This window comes from Methylomonas sp. PHL2-19 (assembly GCF_059331595.1).
On the sequence record NZ_CP196839.1, the window covers coordinates 1,242,088 to 1,262,165 of the forward strand.

26 protein-coding genes are annotated in these 20,078 nt (G+C 52.8%); 22 read left to right on the forward strand and 4 right to left on the reverse strand.

The genetic code is table 11. The features are described 5' to 3' along the window. Nucleotides 1-58 precede the first annotated feature (58 nt). Nucleotides 59-1,516, reverse strand: a complete 1,458-nt coding sequence (locus ACR02O_RS05885; protein ID WP_171697502.1) for a TrkH family potassium uptake protein — start codon at nt 1,514-1,516, stop codon at nt 59-61. Nucleotides 1,517-1,794: 278 nt separating this feature from the next. On the opposite strand from ACR02O_RS05885, the gene ACR02O_RS05890 reads away from it, so the two are divergent. Both ACR02O_RS05890 and ACR02O_RS05895 read left to right on the forward strand, forming a co-directional pair. Further along, entirely contained in the window at nt 1,795-2,316 is a 522-nt protein-coding gene (locus ACR02O_RS05890; RefSeq protein WP_033157831.1) for a phosphatase PAP2 family protein, read from the forward strand. Beyond that, nucleotides 2,316-3,356 (forward strand): MJ1255/VC2487 family glycosyltransferase, encoded by a 1,041-nt coding sequence (locus ACR02O_RS05895; RefSeq protein WP_494523454.1) that lies wholly within the window; start codon nt 2,316-2,318, stop codon nt 3,354-3,356. The genes ACR02O_RS05890 and ACR02O_RS05895 overlap by 1 nt, the downstream gene beginning before the upstream one ends. Nucleotides 3,357-3,363: 7 nt before the next feature. Here the strand turns inward: ACR02O_RS05895 and ACR02O_RS05900 are convergent, their stop codons facing one another. Continuing rightward, the gene (locus ACR02O_RS05900; RefSeq protein WP_494522987.1) at nt 3,364-4,392 is read right to left on the reverse strand and encodes an efflux RND transporter periplasmic adaptor subunit; all 1,029 of its coding nucleotides are present in this window, start codon (nt 4,390-4,392) and stop codon (nt 3,364-3,366) included. A 166-nt stretch (nt 4,393-4,558) separates the two neighbouring features. Here ACR02O_RS05900 and gcvH point away from each other — a divergent pair, with 166 nt between their 5' ends. The 9 genes from gcvH to ACR02O_RS05945 all read left to right on the forward strand — a co-directional run bounded on the left by gcvH (nt 4,559) and on the right by ACR02O_RS05945 (nt 10,381). Continuing rightward, nucleotides 4,559-4,942, forward strand: coding sequence for a glycine cleavage system protein GcvH (gcvH, locus tag ACR02O_RS05905; RefSeq protein ID WP_445367884.1), 384 nt, complete (start codon nt 4,559-4,561; stop codon nt 4,940-4,942). Between the two features lie 9 nt (nt 4,943-4,951). Beyond that, nucleotides 4,952-5,311 (forward strand): diacylglycerol kinase, encoded by a 360-nt coding sequence (locus ACR02O_RS05910; protein WP_494522988.1) that lies wholly within the window; start codon nt 4,952-4,954, stop codon nt 5,309-5,311. A 103-nt stretch (nt 5,312-5,414) separates the two neighbouring features. Continuing rightward, nucleotides 5,415-6,347: a carbohydrate kinase family protein gene (locus tag ACR02O_RS05915; protein WP_033157836.1), complete on the forward strand. Its 933-nt coding sequence runs from the start codon at nt 5,415-5,417 to the stop codon at nt 6,345-6,347. After that, nucleotides 6,344-7,159, forward strand: coding sequence for a nucleoside triphosphate pyrophosphohydrolase (gene mazG, locus ACR02O_RS05920; protein WP_171697505.1), 816 nt, complete (start codon nt 6,344-6,346; stop codon nt 7,157-7,159). The genes ACR02O_RS05915 and mazG overlap by 4 nt, the downstream gene beginning before the upstream one ends. 100 nt (nt 7,160-7,259) lie before the next feature. Beyond that, on the forward strand, nt 7,260-7,637 hold the full coding sequence (locus ACR02O_RS05925; RefSeq protein ID WP_133120719.1) for a hypothetical protein: 378 nt from the start codon (nt 7,260-7,262) through the stop codon (nt 7,635-7,637). 104 nt (nt 7,638-7,741) lie between these two features. Next, on the forward strand, nt 7,742-8,671 hold the full coding sequence (msrP, locus tag ACR02O_RS05930; RefSeq protein ID WP_101054328.1) for a protein-methionine-sulfoxide reductase catalytic subunit MsrP: 930 nt from the start codon (nt 7,742-7,744) through the stop codon (nt 8,669-8,671). 2 nt (nt 8,672-8,673) lie between these two features. Beyond that, nucleotides 8,674-9,306: a protein-methionine-sulfoxide reductase heme-binding subunit MsrQ gene (gene msrQ, locus ACR02O_RS05935; protein ID WP_165786374.1), complete on the forward strand. Its 633-nt coding sequence runs from the start codon at nt 8,674-8,676 to the stop codon at nt 9,304-9,306. Between the two features lie 41 nt (nt 9,307-9,347). Next, on the forward strand, nt 9,348-9,863 hold the full coding sequence (locus ACR02O_RS05940) for a 3'-5' exonuclease family protein (protein WP_101054325.1): 516 nt from the start codon (nt 9,348-9,350) through the stop codon (nt 9,861-9,863). Between the two features lie 188 nt (nt 9,864-10,051). Next, complete coding sequence (locus ACR02O_RS05945; protein WP_205800421.1) at nt 10,052-10,381, forward strand: hypothetical protein; 330 nt, start codon at nt 10,052-10,054, stop codon at nt 10,379-10,381. A 94-nt stretch (nt 10,382-10,475) separates the two neighbouring features. Here ACR02O_RS05945 and ACR02O_RS05950 read toward each other — a convergent pair whose 3' ends face one another. Together ACR02O_RS05950 and ACR02O_RS05955 are read right to left on the reverse strand one after the other, a co-directional pair. Further along, the gene (locus ACR02O_RS05950) at nt 10,476-10,682 is read right to left on the reverse strand and encodes a hypothetical protein (protein WP_494522989.1); all 207 of its coding nucleotides are present in this window, start codon (nt 10,680-10,682) and stop codon (nt 10,476-10,478) included. Next, nucleotides 10,679-10,924 carry a hypothetical protein gene (locus ACR02O_RS05955; protein WP_494522990.1) on the reverse strand — a complete coding sequence of 82 codons (246 nt, stop codon included), beginning with the start codon at nt 10,922-10,924 and terminating at the stop codon, nt 10,679-10,681. The genes ACR02O_RS05950 and ACR02O_RS05955 overlap by 4 nt, the downstream gene beginning before the upstream one ends. A gap of 533 nt (nt 10,925-11,457) precedes the next feature. Here ACR02O_RS05955 and ACR02O_RS05960 point away from each other — a divergent pair. The 11 genes from ACR02O_RS05960 (at nt 11,458) to ACR02O_RS06010 (ending at nt 20,048) form a co-directional block, all read left to right on the forward strand. Continuing rightward, on the forward strand, nt 11,458-12,549 hold the full coding sequence (locus ACR02O_RS05960; protein WP_458139082.1) for a hydrogenase small subunit: 1,092 nt from the start codon (nt 11,458-11,460) through the stop codon (nt 12,547-12,549). Continuing rightward, nucleotides 12,549-14,345 carry a nickel-dependent hydrogenase large subunit gene (locus ACR02O_RS05965; RefSeq protein WP_494522991.1) on the forward strand — a complete coding sequence of 599 codons (1,797 nt, stop codon included), beginning with the start codon at nt 12,549-12,551 and terminating at the stop codon, nt 14,343-14,345. Before ACR02O_RS05960 ends, ACR02O_RS05965 begins: the two co-directional genes overlap by 1 nt. A gap of 94 nt (nt 14,346-14,439) precedes the next feature. Beyond that, complete coding sequence (locus ACR02O_RS05970; protein ID WP_494522992.1) at nt 14,440-14,664, forward strand: hypothetical protein; 225 nt, start codon at nt 14,440-14,442, stop codon at nt 14,662-14,664. Next, entirely contained in the window at nt 14,661-15,356 is a 696-nt protein-coding gene (gene cybH / locus ACR02O_RS05975; RefSeq protein ID WP_494522993.1) for a Ni/Fe-hydrogenase, b-type cytochrome subunit, read from the forward strand. The genes ACR02O_RS05970 and cybH overlap by 4 nt, the downstream gene beginning before the upstream one ends. 315 nt (nt 15,357-15,671) lie before the next feature. After that, complete coding sequence (locus ACR02O_RS05980) at nt 15,672-16,715, forward strand: IS110 family RNA-guided transposase (RefSeq protein ID WP_494522208.1); 1,044 nt, start codon at nt 15,672-15,674, stop codon at nt 16,713-16,715. Between the two features lie 56 nt (nt 16,716-16,771). Further along, nucleotides 16,772-17,458, forward strand: coding sequence for a HyaD/HybD family hydrogenase maturation endopeptidase (locus ACR02O_RS05985; RefSeq protein ID WP_494522994.1), 687 nt, complete (start codon nt 16,772-16,774; stop codon nt 17,456-17,458). Then, the gene (locus tag ACR02O_RS05990; protein ID WP_033157846.1) at nt 17,458-17,754 is read left to right on the forward strand and encodes a HypC/HybG/HupF family hydrogenase formation chaperone; all 297 of its coding nucleotides are present in this window, start codon (nt 17,458-17,460) and stop codon (nt 17,752-17,754) included. Before ACR02O_RS05985 ends, ACR02O_RS05990 begins: the two co-directional genes overlap by 1 nt. Next, the gene (locus tag ACR02O_RS05995; protein ID WP_494522995.1) at nt 17,751-18,170 is read left to right on the forward strand and encodes a hydrogenase; all 420 of its coding nucleotides are present in this window, start codon (nt 17,751-17,753) and stop codon (nt 18,168-18,170) included. Before ACR02O_RS05990 ends, ACR02O_RS05995 begins: the two co-directional genes overlap by 4 nt. 225 nt (nt 18,171-18,395) lie before the next feature. Next, nucleotides 18,396-18,635: a type II toxin-antitoxin system CcdA family antitoxin gene (locus ACR02O_RS06000; protein ID WP_494522996.1), complete on the forward strand. Its 240-nt coding sequence runs from the start codon at nt 18,396-18,398 to the stop codon at nt 18,633-18,635. A gap of 1 nt (nt 18,636) precedes the next feature. After that, nucleotides 18,637-18,954 (forward strand): CcdB family protein, encoded by a 318-nt coding sequence (locus ACR02O_RS06005; RefSeq protein ID WP_494522997.1) that lies wholly within the window; start codon nt 18,637-18,639, stop codon nt 18,952-18,954. A gap of 482 nt (nt 18,955-19,436) precedes the next feature. After that, nucleotides 19,437-20,048: a hypothetical protein gene (locus ACR02O_RS06010; RefSeq protein ID WP_494522998.1), complete on the forward strand. Its 612-nt coding sequence runs from the start codon at nt 19,437-19,439 to the stop codon at nt 20,046-20,048. Nucleotides 20,049-20,078 lie beyond the last annotated feature (30 nt).

The following is a 20,078-nucleotide window of genomic DNA, read 5'->3' on the forward strand; positions in this document are numbered from 1 at the left end:
ACGCTAAGTCTATGTTGTTTTTATAGAGGGCTTGCGGACGATAAGGCGACGAATTGTACTATTTTCTCCAGAAAGTGGGTGTAAAAAGCACGATTAGCGTAAAGACTTCCAGACGGCCGAGTAACATGGTTATTGCGCAAATCCAGGTTTGGAAATCACTGAGGCTGGCGTAACTATGTGATGGGCCTAGCTGGTTTAAACCAGGGCCAGCGTTATTAATACAGGCGATTACGGCGCTAAGGGCGGAAATCGGGTCCAGTCCGGTAAAGATCAGGGTGAAAGTCATCACCACGATAGAGATGAAATACAGAAAAATAAACGCCAGAACGGCAAAGATGATTTTGTTGGCAATCGGCGTGTCGCCAATCCGAATGGGATTGACTGCGCGGGGATGCAGCAGGCTGAACATTTCCCGTCCTGCCTGTTTCCACAGCAGTAGGGTTCTGAACATTTTGATGCCACCGCCGGTTGAGCCGGTGCAGGCTGTGATGCAGCTTAAATACAGCATCCACCAAGGGACAAAGGGTGGCCATGTGTCGTAATCGATGCTGGCGAAGCCGCAGTCGGTGGCGATAGAAACCAGGTTGAAAGTAACATGACGCAGAGAAATGAAAAAATCCGGGTAAATATCGAAATGCCAAAGATAGCTGCTGCAAAGTAAGGTACTACAGGCTATGACACCCAGCATCGGTATCGCTTCCGGGTCGGACAAATAAGGCTTAAGGCTGCGATTATGCAGTACCGTGTAATGTGTCGCGAAATTCATCGCGGCGATCAACATGAAAATAGTTAGCACCAGTTCGATAGCTGCCGAATCGTAAAAGCTGATGCTGGCGTCATGCGTCGAAAACCCACCCAGGCCGAGAGTGGAAAATGAGTGGCAAATGGCGTCGAACCAACCCATGCCGGCCAAATTTAATGCCAGGATACAAGCCAAGGTGGCGCCGGCGTAGACAAGCCACAGTAGGCGGGCGGTTTCGGTGATGCGGGGTGTGATTTTGCTATCTTTAACCGGGCCGGCAATTTCAGCTTTGTAGAGCTGCATTCCCCCAACGCCCAATAAAGGCAGAATCGCCACGGCCAGGACGATGATGCCCAATCCACCTATCCAGTTTAGCTCGTGTCGCCAGAGGTTCAGTGACGGTGCCAAATTGTCCAGACCGACCAATACCGTGGCGCCGGTGGTGGTAAAGCCGGAAACGCATTCAAAAAAAGCGTCCGTGAACGACAGGCCGGGTATGCCCCAAATCAGCGGCAATGTGGCCGCGGAAGACATCAATACCCAGAACGAAGCTACCAGCAAGTAGCCGTCTCGGGTTTTCACATCGCCGCGAAAGCGCATGGTCACGCCGGAAAGCAGACTGCCAATCCCTATATTCAGCGACATGCCGTTTACAAAGTGATCGACCATGCCATCCTCGAAATACAGCGAAGTGGCTATGGGTAGCGCGTAGGTCACGCCGAAGACCATCAAGATCAGGCCGAGTACAAAACCTATAGTGCAAAAACGTTGCATAGTGCCCTGATTAAAACCGAAAAGGTTTTGCCGTGTTGTTATAGATCGCCGGTCTCGAACGCGCCAAACAGCCGAGCGCGTCGCAGCCGGCAATTGTAACAAACAATCGCCGAAATGGGCCTGTCACATAAGCTTAAACAAAGCTTCATATTGTTGTCACAAAGCATCTCTAAGCTGGCCTCGTCATCAGGGATCAAAGTGAAACGGAAAATCGACGATTTCCAACTGCTGCGTGAAGATCGCGGTCGACGCGCGCGGCAAACAACGAGGGCCAGACCATGAAGCTGATTTACTCCATTCATAAGTACGACGTGACGATGTTTACCTGGTTGAACAGCGTTGCCATTCATGCCTACCTAGTGCGCTTTTGCCGCATGATTTCCCGCACCGCCGACGGTTTGCTGTATGTGCTTCTCGCGGCTTGGCTGTATTGGGATCAAGGCAGCAACGATGCGTTGTTACGCGCCATGATATTAGCGTTTCTAATCGAAAGACCGGTCTATACGCTGCTAAAAAAAGGCTTTAAACGCAACCGTCCGCAACAAGCGCTGCAGGATTTCAAGAGCGTGATTACGCCATCGGATCAATTCAGTTTCCCCTCCGGACATACCTCGGCCGCGTTCATGGTAGCCACCTTGCTAGGGTATTTTGCGCCGTCGTTGCTGCCGGCTCTTTATGTTTGGGCCGCGCTGGTCGGTTTTTCCAGAGTGGTTTTGGGCGTGCATTTTCCCACCGACACGCTGATGGGCGTGGTCTTGGGGGTTGGCGCGGCAATTTTTAGTCTCAATTACATTTTATGATGAAAATTTTTTATGGTGTGCAAGGCACGGGCAATGGTCACATCACCCGCGCCCGAGTGATGGCGAAAGAACTGTATGCGGCGGGTTTTGATGTGACCTTCCAATTTACCGGCCGGCGGGCGGACAAATACTTCGATATGGAAGTATTCAACGGCTATCAAGTCAAAACCGGCTTGACCTTTAACACCCATAACGGCCAGGTCAGTTACGTAAAAACCGCGTTGGAGGCCAGTCCTATCCGCTTTATCAGAGACATCAGCAGCCTGGACTTAAGCGCTTACGATTTGGTGATCAGTGATTTCGAGCCGGTCACAGCCTGGGCGGCAAGGCGGCAAAAGAAAAAAGTCTTGGGTGTCGGCCATCAATACGCCTTTGGACACAAAATTCCCCGGGCCGGCGGCGATCCGATTGCCGAGCAGGTGATGAAGTATTTTGCCCCGGCGGACATCGGCATAGGTCTGCACTGGCACCATTTCGGCCAACCGATTTTGCCGCCGATTATCGAAACCCCGGCGTTTCCGCAAAACACCCAGGCCAATAAAATATTGGTGTATTTGCCTTTCGAAGATCCGCAAGTAGTGGTTAAGCTGCTGTGCCCATTCGAAAATTTTGAGTTTCATGTGTACTCGCCGGAACCGGCGGTGTCGAAATATCCGCACATCGTTTGCAAGCAACTGTCCAGAGCAGGTTTCCAGAGGGATTTGTACGATTGCGCCGGCATCATCAGCAATGCGGGCTTCGAATTGGCCAGCGAGTCCTTGCAATTGGGCAAGAAGATCCTGGTCAAGCCATTGCACGCGCAAATGGAGCAGATTTCCAACGCCGAAGCATTAAAGCAACTGGGCTACGGCCATACGATGTTTGATTTGGATGACGCGGTGATCGAGGACTGGCTGCACAATCCCCATGCGGTGCATGTCACCTATCCCAATATCGCTAAAGTGATCGTGCAGTGGCTCCAGGATGGCATGCCTGCGATGGACGCGGAGTTTACCGAGCGGGTTTGGGAGTCGGTCCAGGTGCTGCAGATACAACACTAGGCCGGCGCTAATCTTTATCTTCGTCGGGTATCAGTCCTTTCAACTGCTGCGATAACAGCGTTTGCGCGCCAGTGGTCACTATTTCCTCGCCGGGCCGCAAATCGTCGGCCACGAAATAACCCTGGCTAGTGCTGCTGTATTGCTTGAGCGGCCGGCGATTGAAATGCTCCGCATCGGTTTTGATAAACACAAACGCCTGACCCAGATGCCAGACCAAGGCCGGTTGCGGGATATTGACGCCGCTACTGACTTGGCCGCCCTCCGGAACCCAGGCGGTGATGTGGGTGCCGAACGGCAGTTGGCAGTCCGCACACTTGAAAAAATAACGCGGGCCTTGTGACACAGGATCGACTTGCGGGGCGGCGGAAATCAGCTCGGCAGGCAAGGCTGCTTGGCGCTGGCCGCGTTCGTGGATATGAATAAGCTTGACGCCGGGATCGAGCCGGCTATTCGCGGGCAGGGTGATTTGCAGTAACTGGGCGCGATGTTCCAGCAGTTGCATGGCGTTTTTATCCTGAGCATGGGTAAACCAGTGGCTCAAGGTATCGCCCCAGACTAGGCGGCTGTTGGCTGCTATGAGTTGCTGCTGATAGCTGTTGGCAGCCAGATTGGCTTTGTCCGCCTGCCAGATAGCTTGCTGTTCCTGCAAGCGGCGGGTGGAAACGATGTTCTGTTGATGCAGGTCGCGGGTGCGGTTCAGGTTTTGCGCCGCTTCGCTGTAACGGGCTTGGGCGCTGTCTTGCTGGGCGCTGGCGGCTAGGAATTGCTGGCGGATGCTCAGCAGTGGTTCCGGATTGACCACCGTGCCGTAAGCGGCAAATTCGGGCGTTTGTTTAACCGCTACGAGTGTTTGGGTTTGAATGCCGGCCCGCTTTTGCGCGGCGCTGTTCAGCTGTAACACGTCGCCGGCGGCGTTGCCGTCGGCCGGTTTAGTTCGGTCGGTGCTTGTGGGGGCGTCGTCATCGTCCGCCCTGGCGGCGGTCGGAGTCAGGCTAACAAAGCCAAGCCAGCCTGCTAGGAAAAGTGCTATGCGCATGAATTTTGTTGAATGTAGTTTGACGTCTTAATGGCCGAACTTGTTGTAAGTGCTTCCCATAGAGTCGGGATTATAAAGTTTGGGCTGGCGTCTGTAATTTTTTGTTGTGTTAAAAAAATAGCCGGTTATCCTTTCGGATTACTGTGACGGCTTGAGGGAAATGCAAATGAGTGAAACACCTGAAAATTTGAAATATGCACAAACCCATGAATGGGCCAAGCTGGAAGACGGCAATGTCGTGCGCGTCGGTATCACCGACTTCGCGCAGTCTGAGTTGGGCGACATCGTTTTTATCGGCTTGCCGGATGTGGGTCGGGTCGTAAAAGCGGGCGAACAACTGGCAGTGGTGGAATCGGTAAAAACCGCTTCCGATTTGTTCAGCCCGGTCAGTGGCAGCGTGGTTGAAGTCAACGAAGCGGTGACGGACGAGCCGGAGTTGGTGAATGACGGCGCGTATCAAACCTGGCTGTTTGCCATCCAAGCCGATAACCCGGCGGAACTGGAACAATTATTGGATGCCGATGCCTATCGGACCCTGATCGAGGAGTAGGAATAAGCAATGGCAAATCAAAATGCAAAGGGATTTAAGCGGCTGATTAATGCCTGCTTTTTTTCGGTCGCCGGCTTTAAGGCCACCTGGCAGCACGAGGAAGCGTTTCGCCAGGAAGTGGCCTTGTTCGTGTTCACAACGCCGCTGGCGATCTGGCTGGGCCAAACCGCCATCGAAAAAGTCTTGTTAATCGGCAGCGTGGTTTTGGTGTTGCTGGTGGAGTTGTTGAATTCTGCGGTGGAAGCCGTGGTGGACAGGGTCGGTTTCGAGCATCACGAGTTATCCGGACGCGCCAAGGACATAGGCTCGGCGGCAGTCATGTTGTCCTTGATTTGGGCCGGCGTGACCTGGGCGTTGATTCTTTGGTAAGGGATAAAGGCAAGGAGAGCGGCTGATTTTGTCGCTTTCGTCTTGTGCCTGTTTCAAACATCCGTTACCTTAGGGCGGCTAAAATCGTCAAACAAGGATAATAATGAGTGCATTGATCTGTGGCTCCATGGCCTACGACACCATCATGGTGTTTCACGACAAATTTAAACATCACATCCTGCCAGAGAAAGTACACATGCTTAACGTGTCTTTCCTGGTGCCGGCCTTGCGCCGCGAATACGGCGGCTGCGCCGGCAACATTGCGTATAACTTGAAACTGTTGCAGGAAGAGCCGTCCATCATGGCGACCGTCGGCCACGATTTCGAACCCTACGCGCAATGGCTGAGCCAATGCGGCATTTCCAGCCGTTATATCAAGGTGCTGGACGATCATTACACCGGTCAAGCCTATATCACCACCGATGTAGACGATAACCAAATTACCGCTTTCCATCCCGGTGCCATGAGTTTTTCGCATTTAAATACCGTGCCGTCTGACTCGGGCATTACCATTGGTATCGTCTCCCCGGACGGTAAGCAAGGCATGCAAGAGCACGCCCAGCAATTCGCCGAGCAAGGCATTCCGTTTATTTTCGATCCCGGCCAAGGCATGCCGATGTTTGATGGCGAAGAATTGTTGGCGTTCCTGGAACTGGCTAATTACGCCACCTTTAACGACTATGAGTCGGAGTTGATGCAGCAGCGCACAGGCCTGACGTTGGAGCAAATTGCCGAAAAAGTCGACGCCTTGATCATCACCTTGGGCGGTAACGGTTCCAAGGTATACACGCGCGGCGAAGTGATCGATATTCCGCCCGCCAAGCCCAAACAACTGCTGGACCCCACCGGCTGCGGAGACGCTTATCGGGCTGGTCTGCTGTATGGTCTGATCAACGATTACGATTGGGATGTTACCGGGCGGATTGCTTCACTGTTGGGCGCGATCAAAATTGAGCACAATGGCACCCAGAACCACACCTTCACGATGGCGGAGTTCAAAAAACGCTATCAGGATACCTTCGGTTCGACATTTTGAGTTTGACGAAAACCCAGGAATTGCTGGCGTTGATGGCCCGCTTGCGCGACCCGGAGAGGGGTTGCGCCTGGGACGTCAAGCAGGATTTCCATAGCCTGATTCCCTACACCATCGAAGAAGCTTACGAGGTGGCCGACGCCATCGAACGTAACGATTTCGACGATTTACGTGGCGAATTGGGTGACCTGTTGCTGCAAGTCGTGTTTCACTCGCAAATTGCCGATGAGCGCGGTTTGTTCGATTTCGAGCAAGTCGCGGCGGCAATTAGCGAAAAGCTGGTGAGTCGGCATCCGCATGTGTTTGCCGAGGTTAAATTCGATACCGATGAGCAGCGCCAGCAAGCCTGGGACGAGGCCAAAGCGCAAGAACGCCGTTTGAAACAGCCTGCGCAGCACACCGAAAGTGTGTTGGCCGGCGTCGCGCAAAGCCTGCCGGCGCTAGTGCAATGCGAGAAAATCCAAAATCGTGCCGCTAGCCACGGTTTCGATTGGCCGGAAACCGAGCCGGTATTCGACAAAGTGCGCGAGGAGTTGCAGGAAGTCCACGAAGCTTGGCAGTCCGGCGATCAAGCCCATATCCAGGAGGAAATCGGCGATTTGTTGTTGGTGGTCGTCAATCTGGCTCGGCACCTGAAAGTCAATCCGGAAATCGCCTTGCGCGAAGCCACTAAAAAATTCACCCGCCGCTTCAATTACATCGAAAAGCAAGTGGAAGCCTCCGGTCGCGAGCTGCGCGATTGCGAATTGGCGGAACTGGACGGCTTATGGGATGAAGCCAAACGTCACTTAAAGCAATTGCAGCCCCATGGCTAGTCGGCGTAGTAGTGATTCCAGTCGCCCGATATACCTGGCGTGTTATTTGAGTTTGCTTTTTAGCGTTTGGGCATACAGTGAAACAGCCGCGGCCGAATTATTGGGCACAATCTCAGACGACACCGCGCCTATTGTTAGGCCGCTAGAACCTAAAACCGGTAAAAACGAAGACCGGAAAATTATCTATCGAGTCATTTGCTCACCTGAAGATCAAGACTTGCCGGACTGCGACCGGGCAGCCGTTGATGACGGCAGCGACGCTGCCATATTGCCGATGCCGGATTTGCCGCCGGATAGCGCGGATCTGGCAGAGCAGTCTGCGCAAACTGACGCCGCGAAAGTGACAGCGGAGGAAAATCCACGGAAATCCGCGCATAAAAAAGTCGCCAAGTCCGCAAAAAAGACTGCTACAAAAAAGACTGCTACAAAAAAGGCGGCAGCCAAAAAGTCGGATAGCAAGAAAAAGCCACACAAATAGAGCGTGGACGACCGCAGCAAAGCCCATGGTCTGATTTTGCCGCAAGCGGAACTGCTGGCCCGGTATACGGTCGAGTGGTTCTAAACTTTTCACGAGGCGTCCCCATGAAACTTCCCGGCATCCCCGCAATTCCCGCTTCCGAAATCACGCCGCGCGAGCTGTTTTACCAGCGCCGGCATTTCATGCAGTTGGCGCTTGGCGGATCTGCCGCTTTGCTGGCAGGATCTGCTGTTGGCGGAGAAAAACTGGCAAGCAGTCTCTCCGAAGCTTACGGCTTGACCGATAAACTGACGCCTTTGGAAGATGTCAGCCAATACAATAATTTTTACGAATTCGACACCAGCAAGGAAGGTCCGGCCAAAATGGCCGGCCGTCTGACAACCCGGCCCTGGACGGTAAGTGTCGAAGGCGAGGTCCGCAAACCCAAACAATTTGCCATCGAAGATTTGCTGAAATTGGCACCGATGCAGGAGCGCATCTACCGTCTGCGTTGCGTGGAGGCTTGGTCGATGGTCATCCCCTGGTTGGGTTATCCCTTAGCGGAGCTGTTGAAACAAGTGGAACCGACCAGCGAGGCGCGTTATGTGGAATTCGTCAGCTTGCACGACCCCGAGCAAATGCCCGGCCAGCGGCGGGCGGTATTGGAATGGCCGTATCGCGAAGGCCTGCGGATCGATGAAGCCATGCATCCCTTGGCTTTGCTGACTTTTGGTTTGTACGGCGAAGTCTTGCCCAATCAAAATGGCGCACCGGTGCGTATTGTCGTGCCGTGGAAATACGGTTTCAAAAGCGCCAAATCCATCGTCAAGATTCGTTTGGTCAAACAGCAGCCCACGACCAGTTGGATGCAAGCCGGTCCAAATGAATACGGCTTTTATGCCAACGTCAACCCGGCAGTCGATCACCCCCGCTGGAGCCAAGCCAAGGAACGCCGCTTGGGCGACTTTCTAAAACGGCCGACCTTGCCGTTCAACGGCTATGCCGAGCAAGTAGCCGGTTTGTATACCGGGATGGATTTGACTAAAAACTTTTAACTATGAATTGGAAAGCGCTTGACGATAGTCACCTGCGGAGTCTAAAACCGCTGGTGTTTTTGGCGGCTTTGCTGCCCCTGGGGTTATTGCTGACGGCGGCCTGGCAAGACCAATTGGGTGCTAATCCCATCGAAAAAATCACCCACAATACCGGTTATTGGACCTTGACGTTTTTGTTGATCAGTCTGGGTGTCACGCCGCTACGGCAGCTAAGCGGCGCAAACTGGTTGGTCCGGCTCAGGCGGATGCTGGGCTTGTTTGCATTTTTTTATGCTTGCCTGCATTTTTCGACGTATTTGGTTTTGGACCAGTTTTTCGATTGGTCGGCTATTGCTAAAGACATCCTGAAACGTCCTTACATTACTGTTGGTTTTGCGGCGTTTTTGCTGCTGATTCCGCTGGCGGTAACCTCTACCAACGCCATGCAGCGCCGGCTCGGCGGCAAAAACTGGAAACGCTTGCACGGTTTGGTTTACCCGATTGCCGTTGCCGGCGTGGTGCATTTTGCCTGGCTGGTCAAAAAAGATCTGAGCCGGCCCTTGCTGTTCGGCGGCATACTGGTTTTGTTACTGGTTTTACGCTGGTTTTATAAAATTAAATCGGCCCGTTTACGTCGATCTTATTCGTCGATTTAGGCTAGGCTTACACGTTTTACGATTTGCAAAGGGATGCTCAGTTGCAAACCATCAGACCGAATGTCATCGATTTTGAAGCCTCCGGGTTTGGCTTCGATAGTTATCCTATCGAAGTGGGCGTGGTATTGGGAAACGGGCAAAAATATTGCGCGCTGATCAAGCCGGCCAGCGATTGGACTCACTGGGATGCGCAGGCTGAGTGCGTGCATGGGCTCAGTCGAGAGATCTTAGTCAATTGTGGAAAACCCGTCGCCCTGGTGGCCAGCGAATTGAATGATTTTTTAGCCGGTAAAACGGTGTATAGCGATGGCTGGGTGGTTGATAAGCCGTGGTTATCTCGCTTGTTTTTTCGCTGCGGCGTACAGCCGGGTTTTTATCTCAGCGCGTTGGAAATGATATTAAAAGAAGCGCAGATGGATATCTGGAGCCAAACCAAACGGCAAGTGATTCAGGATATGGCCTTGTTGCGGCATCGGGCCAGCACCGATGCCTTAATCATTCAGGAAACCTATGCCCGTACCCGGCAATTGATCAGCGGTGGTTTAGCGCCGGCTTGATCTTGGATTGATTGTTAAAATTAGCTTCTTGGCGCTAACGAATCTGCCTAAAGTTGATAACTGGCCTTGGCCTTGATAGCCTATGCCGCCGGTCGAAGCTTAGCGGCGTATGCGGCGGAAAAGAATTAGAGCCAGGGTTGGCGCCAACCCGATAATTATAATAAACGAGAAAATCGAGAGCTCGCATCATGAAACTGGAAACCCAATTTAGCAATCAACAACTCAAACGTATCAACGTCCAGGGGATTTTGTACATGTGTTCCTGCCCGTCGCAAGTGGGCGGACAGATTGATAGCTTACGTAAACTGTTTGATTACCAAGCCCATTGTTCAGAGCGCAGCGGTAGCGAGGTGCAAACCCGGGTGCATCAACGGATTGCCGATGCCACGCAACAAGCCCATTTGATCATGGAAGAATGCCTGAAAGATGTGCTGGAGCTGGAAGGCTGGGATCCGGAAACCCTGGAAATGCCGGCCGGCCTGCGGACTTTGCTGGAACAAGAGATAGACGGCGAATAAGCCAGAGCCGACAGTTCCTTTGCCGGGAGTGTGAGCGGATGAATCTCTAGGCTAGGGATTGTTTATCCGAACGGCGGGCGCGAGGCACTATTCCTCATTGCCCGTATTTCTTTTCCAATTCCCGAGACAGGGCGTCGGCTTCTTCATCGGACATATTTTCCAATTCCTGCAGGCTTTTGCCGGTTACTTGTTTTACCGCCGCCGCGCCTTGGCCTTGGCTAAGCGCACTGCGAGCTTCCTGAGCCAAGCGATTGGCCTCGTCTGTGGTTTGTTTGATCTTGGCGTCGTACAAACGATTCACTTCCGCATCCGATTTGCCCTTGGCCGTTGCGCCGAGGTTTTGCGCTTGCTGTTCATCATTTCCCGATTGCCTTTGGCGTTGGCCTCCTCGACCATTTTTTGCGCCTCGCGTTGCTTGGCTTGTTCGGCGCGCTGCGTGGCCTCCCGCTGTGCTTGTTCTTGCGCGTCCAGTTCCGGGTCCCAATCAGCCAGGGCATTGGGATTAAAAATCGTCAGTAACATGAGCAAGATGACGCGGTTCATAAGAGATCTCCTGGCGATGCGGTGGAACGGACTTCGGTGCCGTCTCTGCTTAACTAATTTGGGTTAATCCAGTCTTGAGGACGGTTATTCACTTTAGTGGCCTACGCTCTGGCCTGTCAACCAAATGCGGCATAGGTTTGCGAAGGCTTCATTCTCAAAGTTATCTGTATGTCGTATTTCTGGCAATCGTTGTGTGGTTTTGTTGAGTTTGTTGGTTAGCAGACAGAGGCTAAGCCGCTTTAAACCCTAATAGTCTTACGAATGCAAAGGTTTTAACGTGGTCCTGTGGCCGGCATGGATGTTGCACTGGGTAAGCGGGGCAATGTCGGTAGCGGAAGGCTGTTGGCGCTGCAACTCGAATAATAACAATCAAACGTTTTCAACCGTCCGGGAGTAGCTCGGTCGGAACAGCTGCGGGGGCGGCTTTGAAAACTTGCTGTTGAAGCTACTGGATAACAACAATCAACGCCCAGGCTCGCGTGGTGTCGTCAAGCCAGTCACTTCGATTAGCCATAACGACGACTGGAGTATCCATGATCGAAACCTTTTACGATGTGATGCGCAGGCAAGGCATCACCCGCCGCAGTTTTCTGAAATTCTGCAGTTTAACGGCTGCCTCGCTGGGCTTGTCGCCGGCATTTGCGCCGAAAATCGCCCATGCGATGGAAACCAAGCCGCGTATTCCGGTGTTGTGGTTGCACGGCCTGGAATGCACCTGCTGCTCGGAATCCTTCATCCGCTCCGGTCACCCCTTGGCGAAAGACGTGATCTTGTCGATGCTGTCCTTGGATTACGACGACACCATCATGGCCGCCGCCGGCCATAACGCCGAAGCCATCGTCACCGAGATCGTCGAAAAATACAAAGGCAATTACATCCTGGCCGTGGAAGGCAACCCGCCGCTGGCCGAGGACGGTATGTATTGCATCATCGGCGGCAAGCCCTTCGTTGATCAGCTGAAATACGCCGCCGAGAGTTGCAAAGCCATCATTTCTTGGGGTTCCTGCGCGTCCTGGGGTTGCGTACAGGCCGCCAAACCCAATCCAACCCGCGCCACGCCGGTCCACAAAGTACCCGGCTTGGCCGACAAACCCATTATTAAAGTCCCTGGTTGTCCGCCGATTGCCGAAGTGATGACCGCTGTGGTGGCTTATCTACTAACGTTCGACAAACTGCCAACCCTGGACAAACAAGGCCGGCCGCAGATGTTCTACAGCCAGCGCATCCACGACAAATGCTATCGAAGGCCGCATTTCGACGCCGGCCAGTTTGTCGAGCAATGGGACGACGAAGCCGCCCGCCAAGGCCACTGCCTGTACAAAATGGGTTGCAAAGGGCCGACCACTTATAACGCCTGCTCCACGGTGAAATGGAACGAAGGCACCTCGTTTCCGATTCAATCCGGCCACGGCTGTATCGGCTGCTCCGAAGACGGTTTCTGGGATAAAGGCAGCTTTTACGACCGCCTAACCGGCATCAGTCAATTTGGTATCGAAGCCAACGCCGATATGGTTGGTGGCACCGCCGCCGCGATTGTCGGTGCCGGCGTCGCCGCGCATGCCGGTTTGACGGCTTTGAATAACGCCAAACAAGCCGGGGATAAACAACCAGGAGCGCAGCAATAATGACAGTTCGAAACACCCCCAACGGTTTTAATTTAAACGATGCCGGCCGTCGCGTCGTGGTCGATCCGGTGACCCGCATCGAAGGCCACATGCGCTGCGAAGTCAATATCGACGACGACAACATCATCCGTAACGCCATTTCCAGCGGCACCATGTGGCGCGGGCTGGAAGTAATTTTAAAAGGCCGCGACCCGCGCGACGCCTGGGCCTTCGTACAGCGTATCTGCGGCGTTTGCACCGGCACCCACGCCTTGACCTCGGTGCGGGCGGTCGAAGATGCGCTGAAAATCAAGATCCCGGAAAACGCCAACTCGATCCGCAACATCATGCAGTTAAGTTTGCAGTCTCACGATCACTTGGTGCATTTTTATCATTTGCATGCCTTGGATTGGGTGAATCCGGTCAATGCCTTGAACGCCGACCCGGTAGCAACCTCGGCCTTGCAACAGCAAATTTCGCCCAGCAATCCCAAATCCTCGCCCGGTTATTTCCGCGATACGCAAAATCGCTTGAAAAAGTTTGTCGAATCCGGCCAGCTCGGCCCGTTCAAAAACGGCTACTGGACCAATCCAGCCTATTTACTGCCGCCGGAAGCCGATTTGCTGGCGGTCACGCATTATCTGGAAGCGCTGGATTTTCAAAAAGACATCATGAAAATCCGCACCATCTTCGGCGGCAAAGATCCGCATCCGAATTGGCTGGTAGGCGGCGTGCCGTGCGCAATCAATCTGGACGGCGTTGGCGCGGTCGGCGCGGTCAATATGGAGCGCTTAAACCTGATTTCGTCGATTATTGACCGCACGATTACTTTTATCGACCAAGTCTATATTCCGGATCTACTGGCGATTGCTCAATTCTACAAAGGCTGGATGTATGGCGGTGGTCTGGCCGGTGCCAGCATGCTGTCTTACGGCGATATTCCGGATAAGGCCAACGATTATTCCGCCGCTAATTTGCTAATGCCGCGCGGTGCGATCATCAACGGTGATCTGACGAAAGTCCACGAAGTCGATTTGACCGACCCCGAGCAAATTAAGGAATTCGTGCCGCACTCCTGGTACAAATATCCAGACGAAGCGCTGGGCCTACATCCCTGGGACGGCATCACCGAACCGAACTACAAAATCGGCGCCAAAACCAAGGGCGACCGCACCAACATTCAGGAACTGGACGAAAGCGCTAAATACTCCTGGATCAAAGCCCCACGCTGGCGCGGCCATGCCATGGAAGTGGGTCCGTTGGCGCGCTATGTGATCGGCTATGCCCAAGGCAACAAAGAAATAACCGAGCAAATCAATTTTGTTCTAAAAACCCTGGACGTGCCTGTCAGCGCCTTGTTCTCCACCTTGGGCAGAACTGCCGCGCGTGGTCTGGAAGCGCAATGGGCCGCCGGCAAGATGCGTTATTTCATGGACAAGCTGATGAACAATTTGAAAGCCGGCGATTTAGCGACCGCCAACGTCGAACGCTGGGACCCTGAAACCTGGCCGAGCAGCGTCAAAGGCGTCGGTTTCACCGAAGCCCCACGGGGCGCTTTGGGTCATTGGCTGAAAATCGAAGACACCAAGATCGCCAACTACCAATGCGTGGTGCCGACCACCTGGAACGGTTCGCCGCGCGACGAGCAAGGCAATATCGGCGCTTTCGAGGCCTCGTTGATGAACACCAAAGTCGAGGTGCCGGACGAACCCGTGGAAATTTTACGCACACTGCATAGTTTCGACCCGTGTCTGGCTTGCTCCACGCATGTGATGAGTCCGGACGGTACGGAATTGATACGGGTGAAAGTCCGATAACCATAAAAATGTAGGGCGGATAAGCGTAGCGCATCCGCCTTTTTTAAATTCCATGGTGGATGCGTTTGCCTTATCCACCCTACCGGGAGAGCTTATGAACAAAATATTGCCATCCATCGCCTTGTTACTGGTTTTCGGCCAAGCCGAAGCCCACAGCCACCCCGGCATCGATGCCTTGACGCACAGCCTGGAACATATGCTGACCGCTTACTCGGCCTGGCTGCCGCATCTGTTTACAGCAGTTTTATCGATAGCGGCGGCAGCACTGCTGCGTAGCCTTTGGCTTCGCAGCAAAACATCGGGCCGGAGACCGCAATGAGCGCACCACTCGCTCCGGTTTACGTTTACGAACTGCCGGTCAGGCTCTGGCATGTGGTCAATGCCTTGGCGATTACCGTGCTGGCGGTTAGCGGCTATCTGATTGCCTCGCCGTTACCGTCCCCAGTCGGCGAAGCCAGCGAGCATTTTCTGATGGGCTATATCCGCTTTGCGCATTTTGCGGCGGGCTATGTGCTGGTGATCGGTTTTCTGGGACGAATCTACTGGGCGTTTGCCGGCAACGAACATGCTCGGCAGATCTTTCTGCCGCCCTTGCTGCAAGCGCATTTTTGGGACGGCGTTTTGCAAGAAGTCTTGTGGTATGCGTTCTTGACCAAGTCGCCGCGTCACTATATCGGTCACAACCCGCTGGCTATTTTGGCGATGCATTTTGTGTTGGTGTGGGGCTCGTTGTTCATGATTTTCACCGGCTTTGCCTTGTACGGCGAGGGCGAGGGGCAGGGTAGTTGGCAATACACGCTGTTCAGCAGTTGGCTGTTGCCGCTGTTCGGCGACAGTCAAACCGTGCACACCTGGCACCATCTGGTGATGTGGTTCATCGTCTGCTTCGTGCTGATTCATATTTACGTCGCGGTGCGTGAAGACAAATTGTCCGGGCAAAGCATGCTGTCCACCATAGTCAACGGTTGGCGCACTTTTAAAGACGACAAGCCGGTGGATGATGTGCAATAAATTCGTAGGGTGGGCACGGTTTTGGTGCCCACGCGGAACAGAACGGTGGGCACTTGATTGTGCCCACCCTTGTATGATGAATTTTAACAACCGATAGCCCAGAAAAACCGATTAAGCTGTGATTGTTCATTGGGAGGCCGTCCCACCCTGAGGACTGGTAGTTTACCAGAGCCTGTCGTGTAGATTGGCCCCCGCCCTATTCACCCATACCGTGGAGTATCCGAGGCTTAGAGCCTGCATACACAAGGAAGGTAGGTGCATGTGCAGGGTCGGGAACCGGTGAATAGTGTACTTCCCTTTAAACTGTATTTAAAAATGATGATGACGAACCGCTCGCTCAACACCCCCGCTGAATCTGTCCATCGCCTGTTTGCCGGCGTGGATGTCGGCGCCGACGAATTGGTTTTAGTGATCCGCAAGAACGGCAAGCCGTTCGACCCGCAAAAATATGCTAATACTCGTAGCGACCGTGCGCGTCTGGTGAATAAGTTGATCAAATTACCCGGCATCAAGGTCTGTCTGGAAGCCACCGGTATTTACCATTTCGATCTTGCTATTGCGCTACACGACGTCGGTGTACCTGTGATGGTGGTCAATCCCAAGGCTTCGCATCACTTCGCTAAGGTATTGATGAAAAACAGTAAAACCGACGCCGTCGATGCCAACACCTTGGCCGAATATGTCGAGCGCATGGATTTCGTCGCCTGGACTCGTCCTTCGAATCAAGCGCTGGCTTTGCGCGGCTATGCTCGCCGTATCGACGCGCTAACCGGTCAGAAGGCCGCCGCGAAAAATCATCTACATGCGCTGAGTGCGACCGAGGAAACGCCGAAGGCCCTACTACGCGATGCCAAATTGGCGATTAGTCAGCTGGAAAAACGCATCGATACGTTGGCTGGCGAGGCGCTGGCGTTGATCGACCAGCATCCGGAACTGCAACGAATATTCGACCTGTTGACCGGCATCAAAGGCATTGCCCAAACCAGCGCCATTGCCTTGATGGGCGAACTACTGCTATTGCCGCCCAACCTGTCGCATCGCGAATGGGTCAAGTTTGCCGGACTCGATCCCAAGGCCTTTGAGTCGGGCAAAAGCGTACACAAGAAAATGCGGCTATCCAAGGCCGGTAACCGGCATATTCGTTCGGCGTTGTATATGCCGGCCTTGAGTGCCAAACAGCACGATCCGCATGTGCGAGCGTATTTCCAGCATTTGATCGACAACGGCAAGAAACCTTTGCAAGCCGTCTGCGCCGTCATGCGTAAATTACTGCATGCGATCCATGGCATGTTGAAGCACGATCAGCCGTTCGATAACACACGGTTTTATGCCATCCCTGAATCCATCATCGCCGAGTAAAAAATGATGAAATTTGTTGCTTTTGAACAGAGTATCTACGCTTGTCTGAGCGAGCCATGGCAACTACTCCAGCCAACATCCTGTTACTCGGCATCGGCAACCTGCTGTGGGCCGACGAAGGCTTTGGCGTGCGCGTCATCGAGCATCTGCAAAAACATTACCGTTTTCCGGATAACGTGCAAGTGGTGGATGGTGGTACGCAAGGGGTATACCTAATCGAGCATGTGCAGGCGGCGGACGTCTTGGTGGTGTTCGACGCGGTCGATTACGGTCTGCCACCGGCCACCATGAAGCGCGTTGAAAATGACGAGGTGCCGAATTTCCTCGGCGCCAAGAAAATGAGCCTGCATCAAACCGGCTTTCAGGAAGTCTTGGCCCTGGCGCAAATGCTCGGTCAATATCCCCAGCATTTACTGCTGATTGGCGTGCAGCCGGAAGAGTTGGAAGACTACGGCGGCAGCCTGCGGCCCGCCGTCAAAGCGCAAATTCAACCAGCGATTGAAATGGCTCTGTCTTATCTGCAAAGGTTCGGTGTCGTTGCTGAATGTGTGGACACGCCGCAAGTATTGGCCGATCCGATCTTGAATATCCAACGCTACGAACAAGAACGGCCTTCGCCCGAACAAGCCTGTCGGTTGGGTGACGAGCGCATTGTCTTATCCGCTGCTTTTGAGGTGAAACCGCCTCCTGCTATCGATCTGCCTAGTCTGCAAGTCGATGTCGATTATCGGGGTAAATACTGATGTGCATCGGCATCCCCATGCAAGTCATTGAGCCGCGCGGCGATTCCGCGCTGTGCGAGTATCGCGGCCAAACCACCCTGATCGACATGATGTTGGTCGGCGAACAAGTCGCCGGCACTTGGTTGCTGGTGTTTTTGGACGCAGCGCGGGAAGTTATCTCCGCAGAACGCGCCGCACAAATCGCCGATGCCTTAGAAGCCATGCGCTTGGCGATGCAAGGCGAAACCAACTTCGATCATTTATTTGCAGACTTGGTCGACCGTGAACCCGAATTGCCGGAGTTTTTAAGAACATGAGTACAGCGTTACTGGAACAACTGCAAACCCGCCACGGCCTGCCGCTGCTGGATGCTGACGCTTACGATTTGTTCGTGCACGGTCATGAGACGGTTGTGCTGTTCTTTGCCAACGACCCGTTGATGTTTCCGGAAAGTCACGACGTGGCGGTGATTTTGCCGGAGTTGTTAAAAGCTTTTGCCGGCCGTTTACACGGTGCGGTGATCGACAAGTCCATCGAACGCGAATTGCAGGCCAGATTTAGATTTACCAGTTGGCCGTCCTTGGTGTTTTTGCGCGGTGGTGAGTATTTGGGCGTGATTACCGGGATTAAGGGTTGGGCGGAATACGGGCAGGAGTTTATTCGGATTCTTGCAGCCGAGCCGGGGCAGCCGCCGGGGTTTGATCTTGGGAAGGTTTGTGGCGGGCATGCTTAGTTTTCAAAAAATGTAGGTTGGGTTTAACCCAGGGCATAAAAGCTCGATAGAGCGTAACCCAACATTCGAAGCAAGAAGCCTCTCTATGGCTAGTGTTCTTCGTGGTCGATGATTAAATTCTCACCCGCTCTTTAACAATTTGGTGTCACTATTGCGCAGTACTCCAACAGTCTTTATGTTGGAGTACAATGCGCATAATAAAACCGTACTCATGGAGACAACATCATGGCAGCCACGAACAGCGCCTCAAAGAAAGCCACCAACATCACCTTGTCTGCCGATGTGCTGGCGGAGGCCAAGGCATTGAATATCAATATTTCGCAGGCCTGCGACCGATACCTGCGCGAGTTGGTGCGCGGCGAAAGAGAAAGGCGTTGGCAGCAAGAGTATGCCGAGTTTATTGCAGCCTACAACCAAACGATTGAGCAAGACGGATTGCCGTTAGACGAATGGCGGTCTTTCTAACATGGCGCGTTTCGATGTTTACCGCAATAGCAGTACAACGTCCGACGACGTACCGTATCTGCTGGATGTGCAAAGCGATGTCTTGAATTCTTTGGACAGCCGAGTCGTCGTACCGCTGCGCCGGCTTGATCGCTTTCCGGCAGTCAAATTACCCACTAATTTGAGCCCGATTGTGGTGGTCGATGGTCTTGAGTGTGTGTTGGAAACGCCGAAATTGGCAGCTGTTCCGGCTCGGATTTTGAAATCACCGATTATGTCGTTGGAAGCGCAGCGGTTTGAGATAGGGGCCGCGTTGGATTTTTTGTTTCAGGGGTTTTGATTGATTTTGTGTCGCTATCGCGACGGGTTTTGTTGAAGTCGGGTCTCGGCCCGACGGCCGAAATACTTTCTTTTGCGTGGCCAAAAGAAAGTATTCAAAGAAAAGGCCACCCGGTATTCCGCCCTGATCCTGCGCTTCTCGCTTTTGGCGAGGGTTTTCGGAAGGGCCATCCCAGCCCCTCCGAAAACGAGCGGCATCCCTGCCGCTCCCCTATCGGGCTATTCTCGCCAAAAGCTGCGATGCTCGGGGCGGAATAACGGGAACAACCCCGTCGCCAGTTGAAGGGTTGTAAGATTATTTTGAACGCTAGGTTTGTAATTGTGTTGTAGGATGCTGCCGACGATAGGAGGCGCATCGTTCGCAACCGTTTAGCGCATCCTAGAGGACTTAGATTGCTGGTTTTCGCGTCGCTCAACTCAGCTTAAGAAATGTTCGTTTCGTTCGGCGTATCTTTCAATAACAAGAAATATTAAACTCAGAATATGAAAGAATGTATTTGGTGTCTTGGTAATTTGTCAGTATATTCGAAAGAACATATTCTTCCAGAAGCTTTAGGATGCCCGGACGGATTTACTCTTGATCAAGGAGAGGTTTGTAGAAGCTGCAATAATAAATTAGCACATTTAGATCGAGTTATAGTTGATGATTTCGATATCTTAACCTTTTATAACAATGTAAATAGAAAGAAAAATAAAAAGCCATTTGTGAACAGTCGTGGGAATTTTACGGCAGGTCATAAAGGAGATGAGAAATTTATTTTTATAAATATGGACAAAACTCCCACAAATGATCGGCTAGGAAAATATGTCACTAAATTTCGAAAAGAAAACTATCGTGATATAAATGCAAAGGTAACTCAAAACGGAAATGAAGGAATTATTTCGTTCGATGTTCCTATAGGACAAAGCCCTAAATTTGTTCGTGGAATTTATAAAATCGCTTTTGCTGCTTTAGCTTACTTTATTGGCTCCGAAAACTTATTAAGTCCAAAATACAATTCTATTCGCGCTTTTGTGCGAAGTGGAAAGGGCGAGAGGTTTTTGTTGGTAAAGCCTAGCAGGCTGGTGAAAAACTCGAAAAGCCAAGTAAGCTAAGGCATAGATGAGCGGCTAACTGTTAAAATA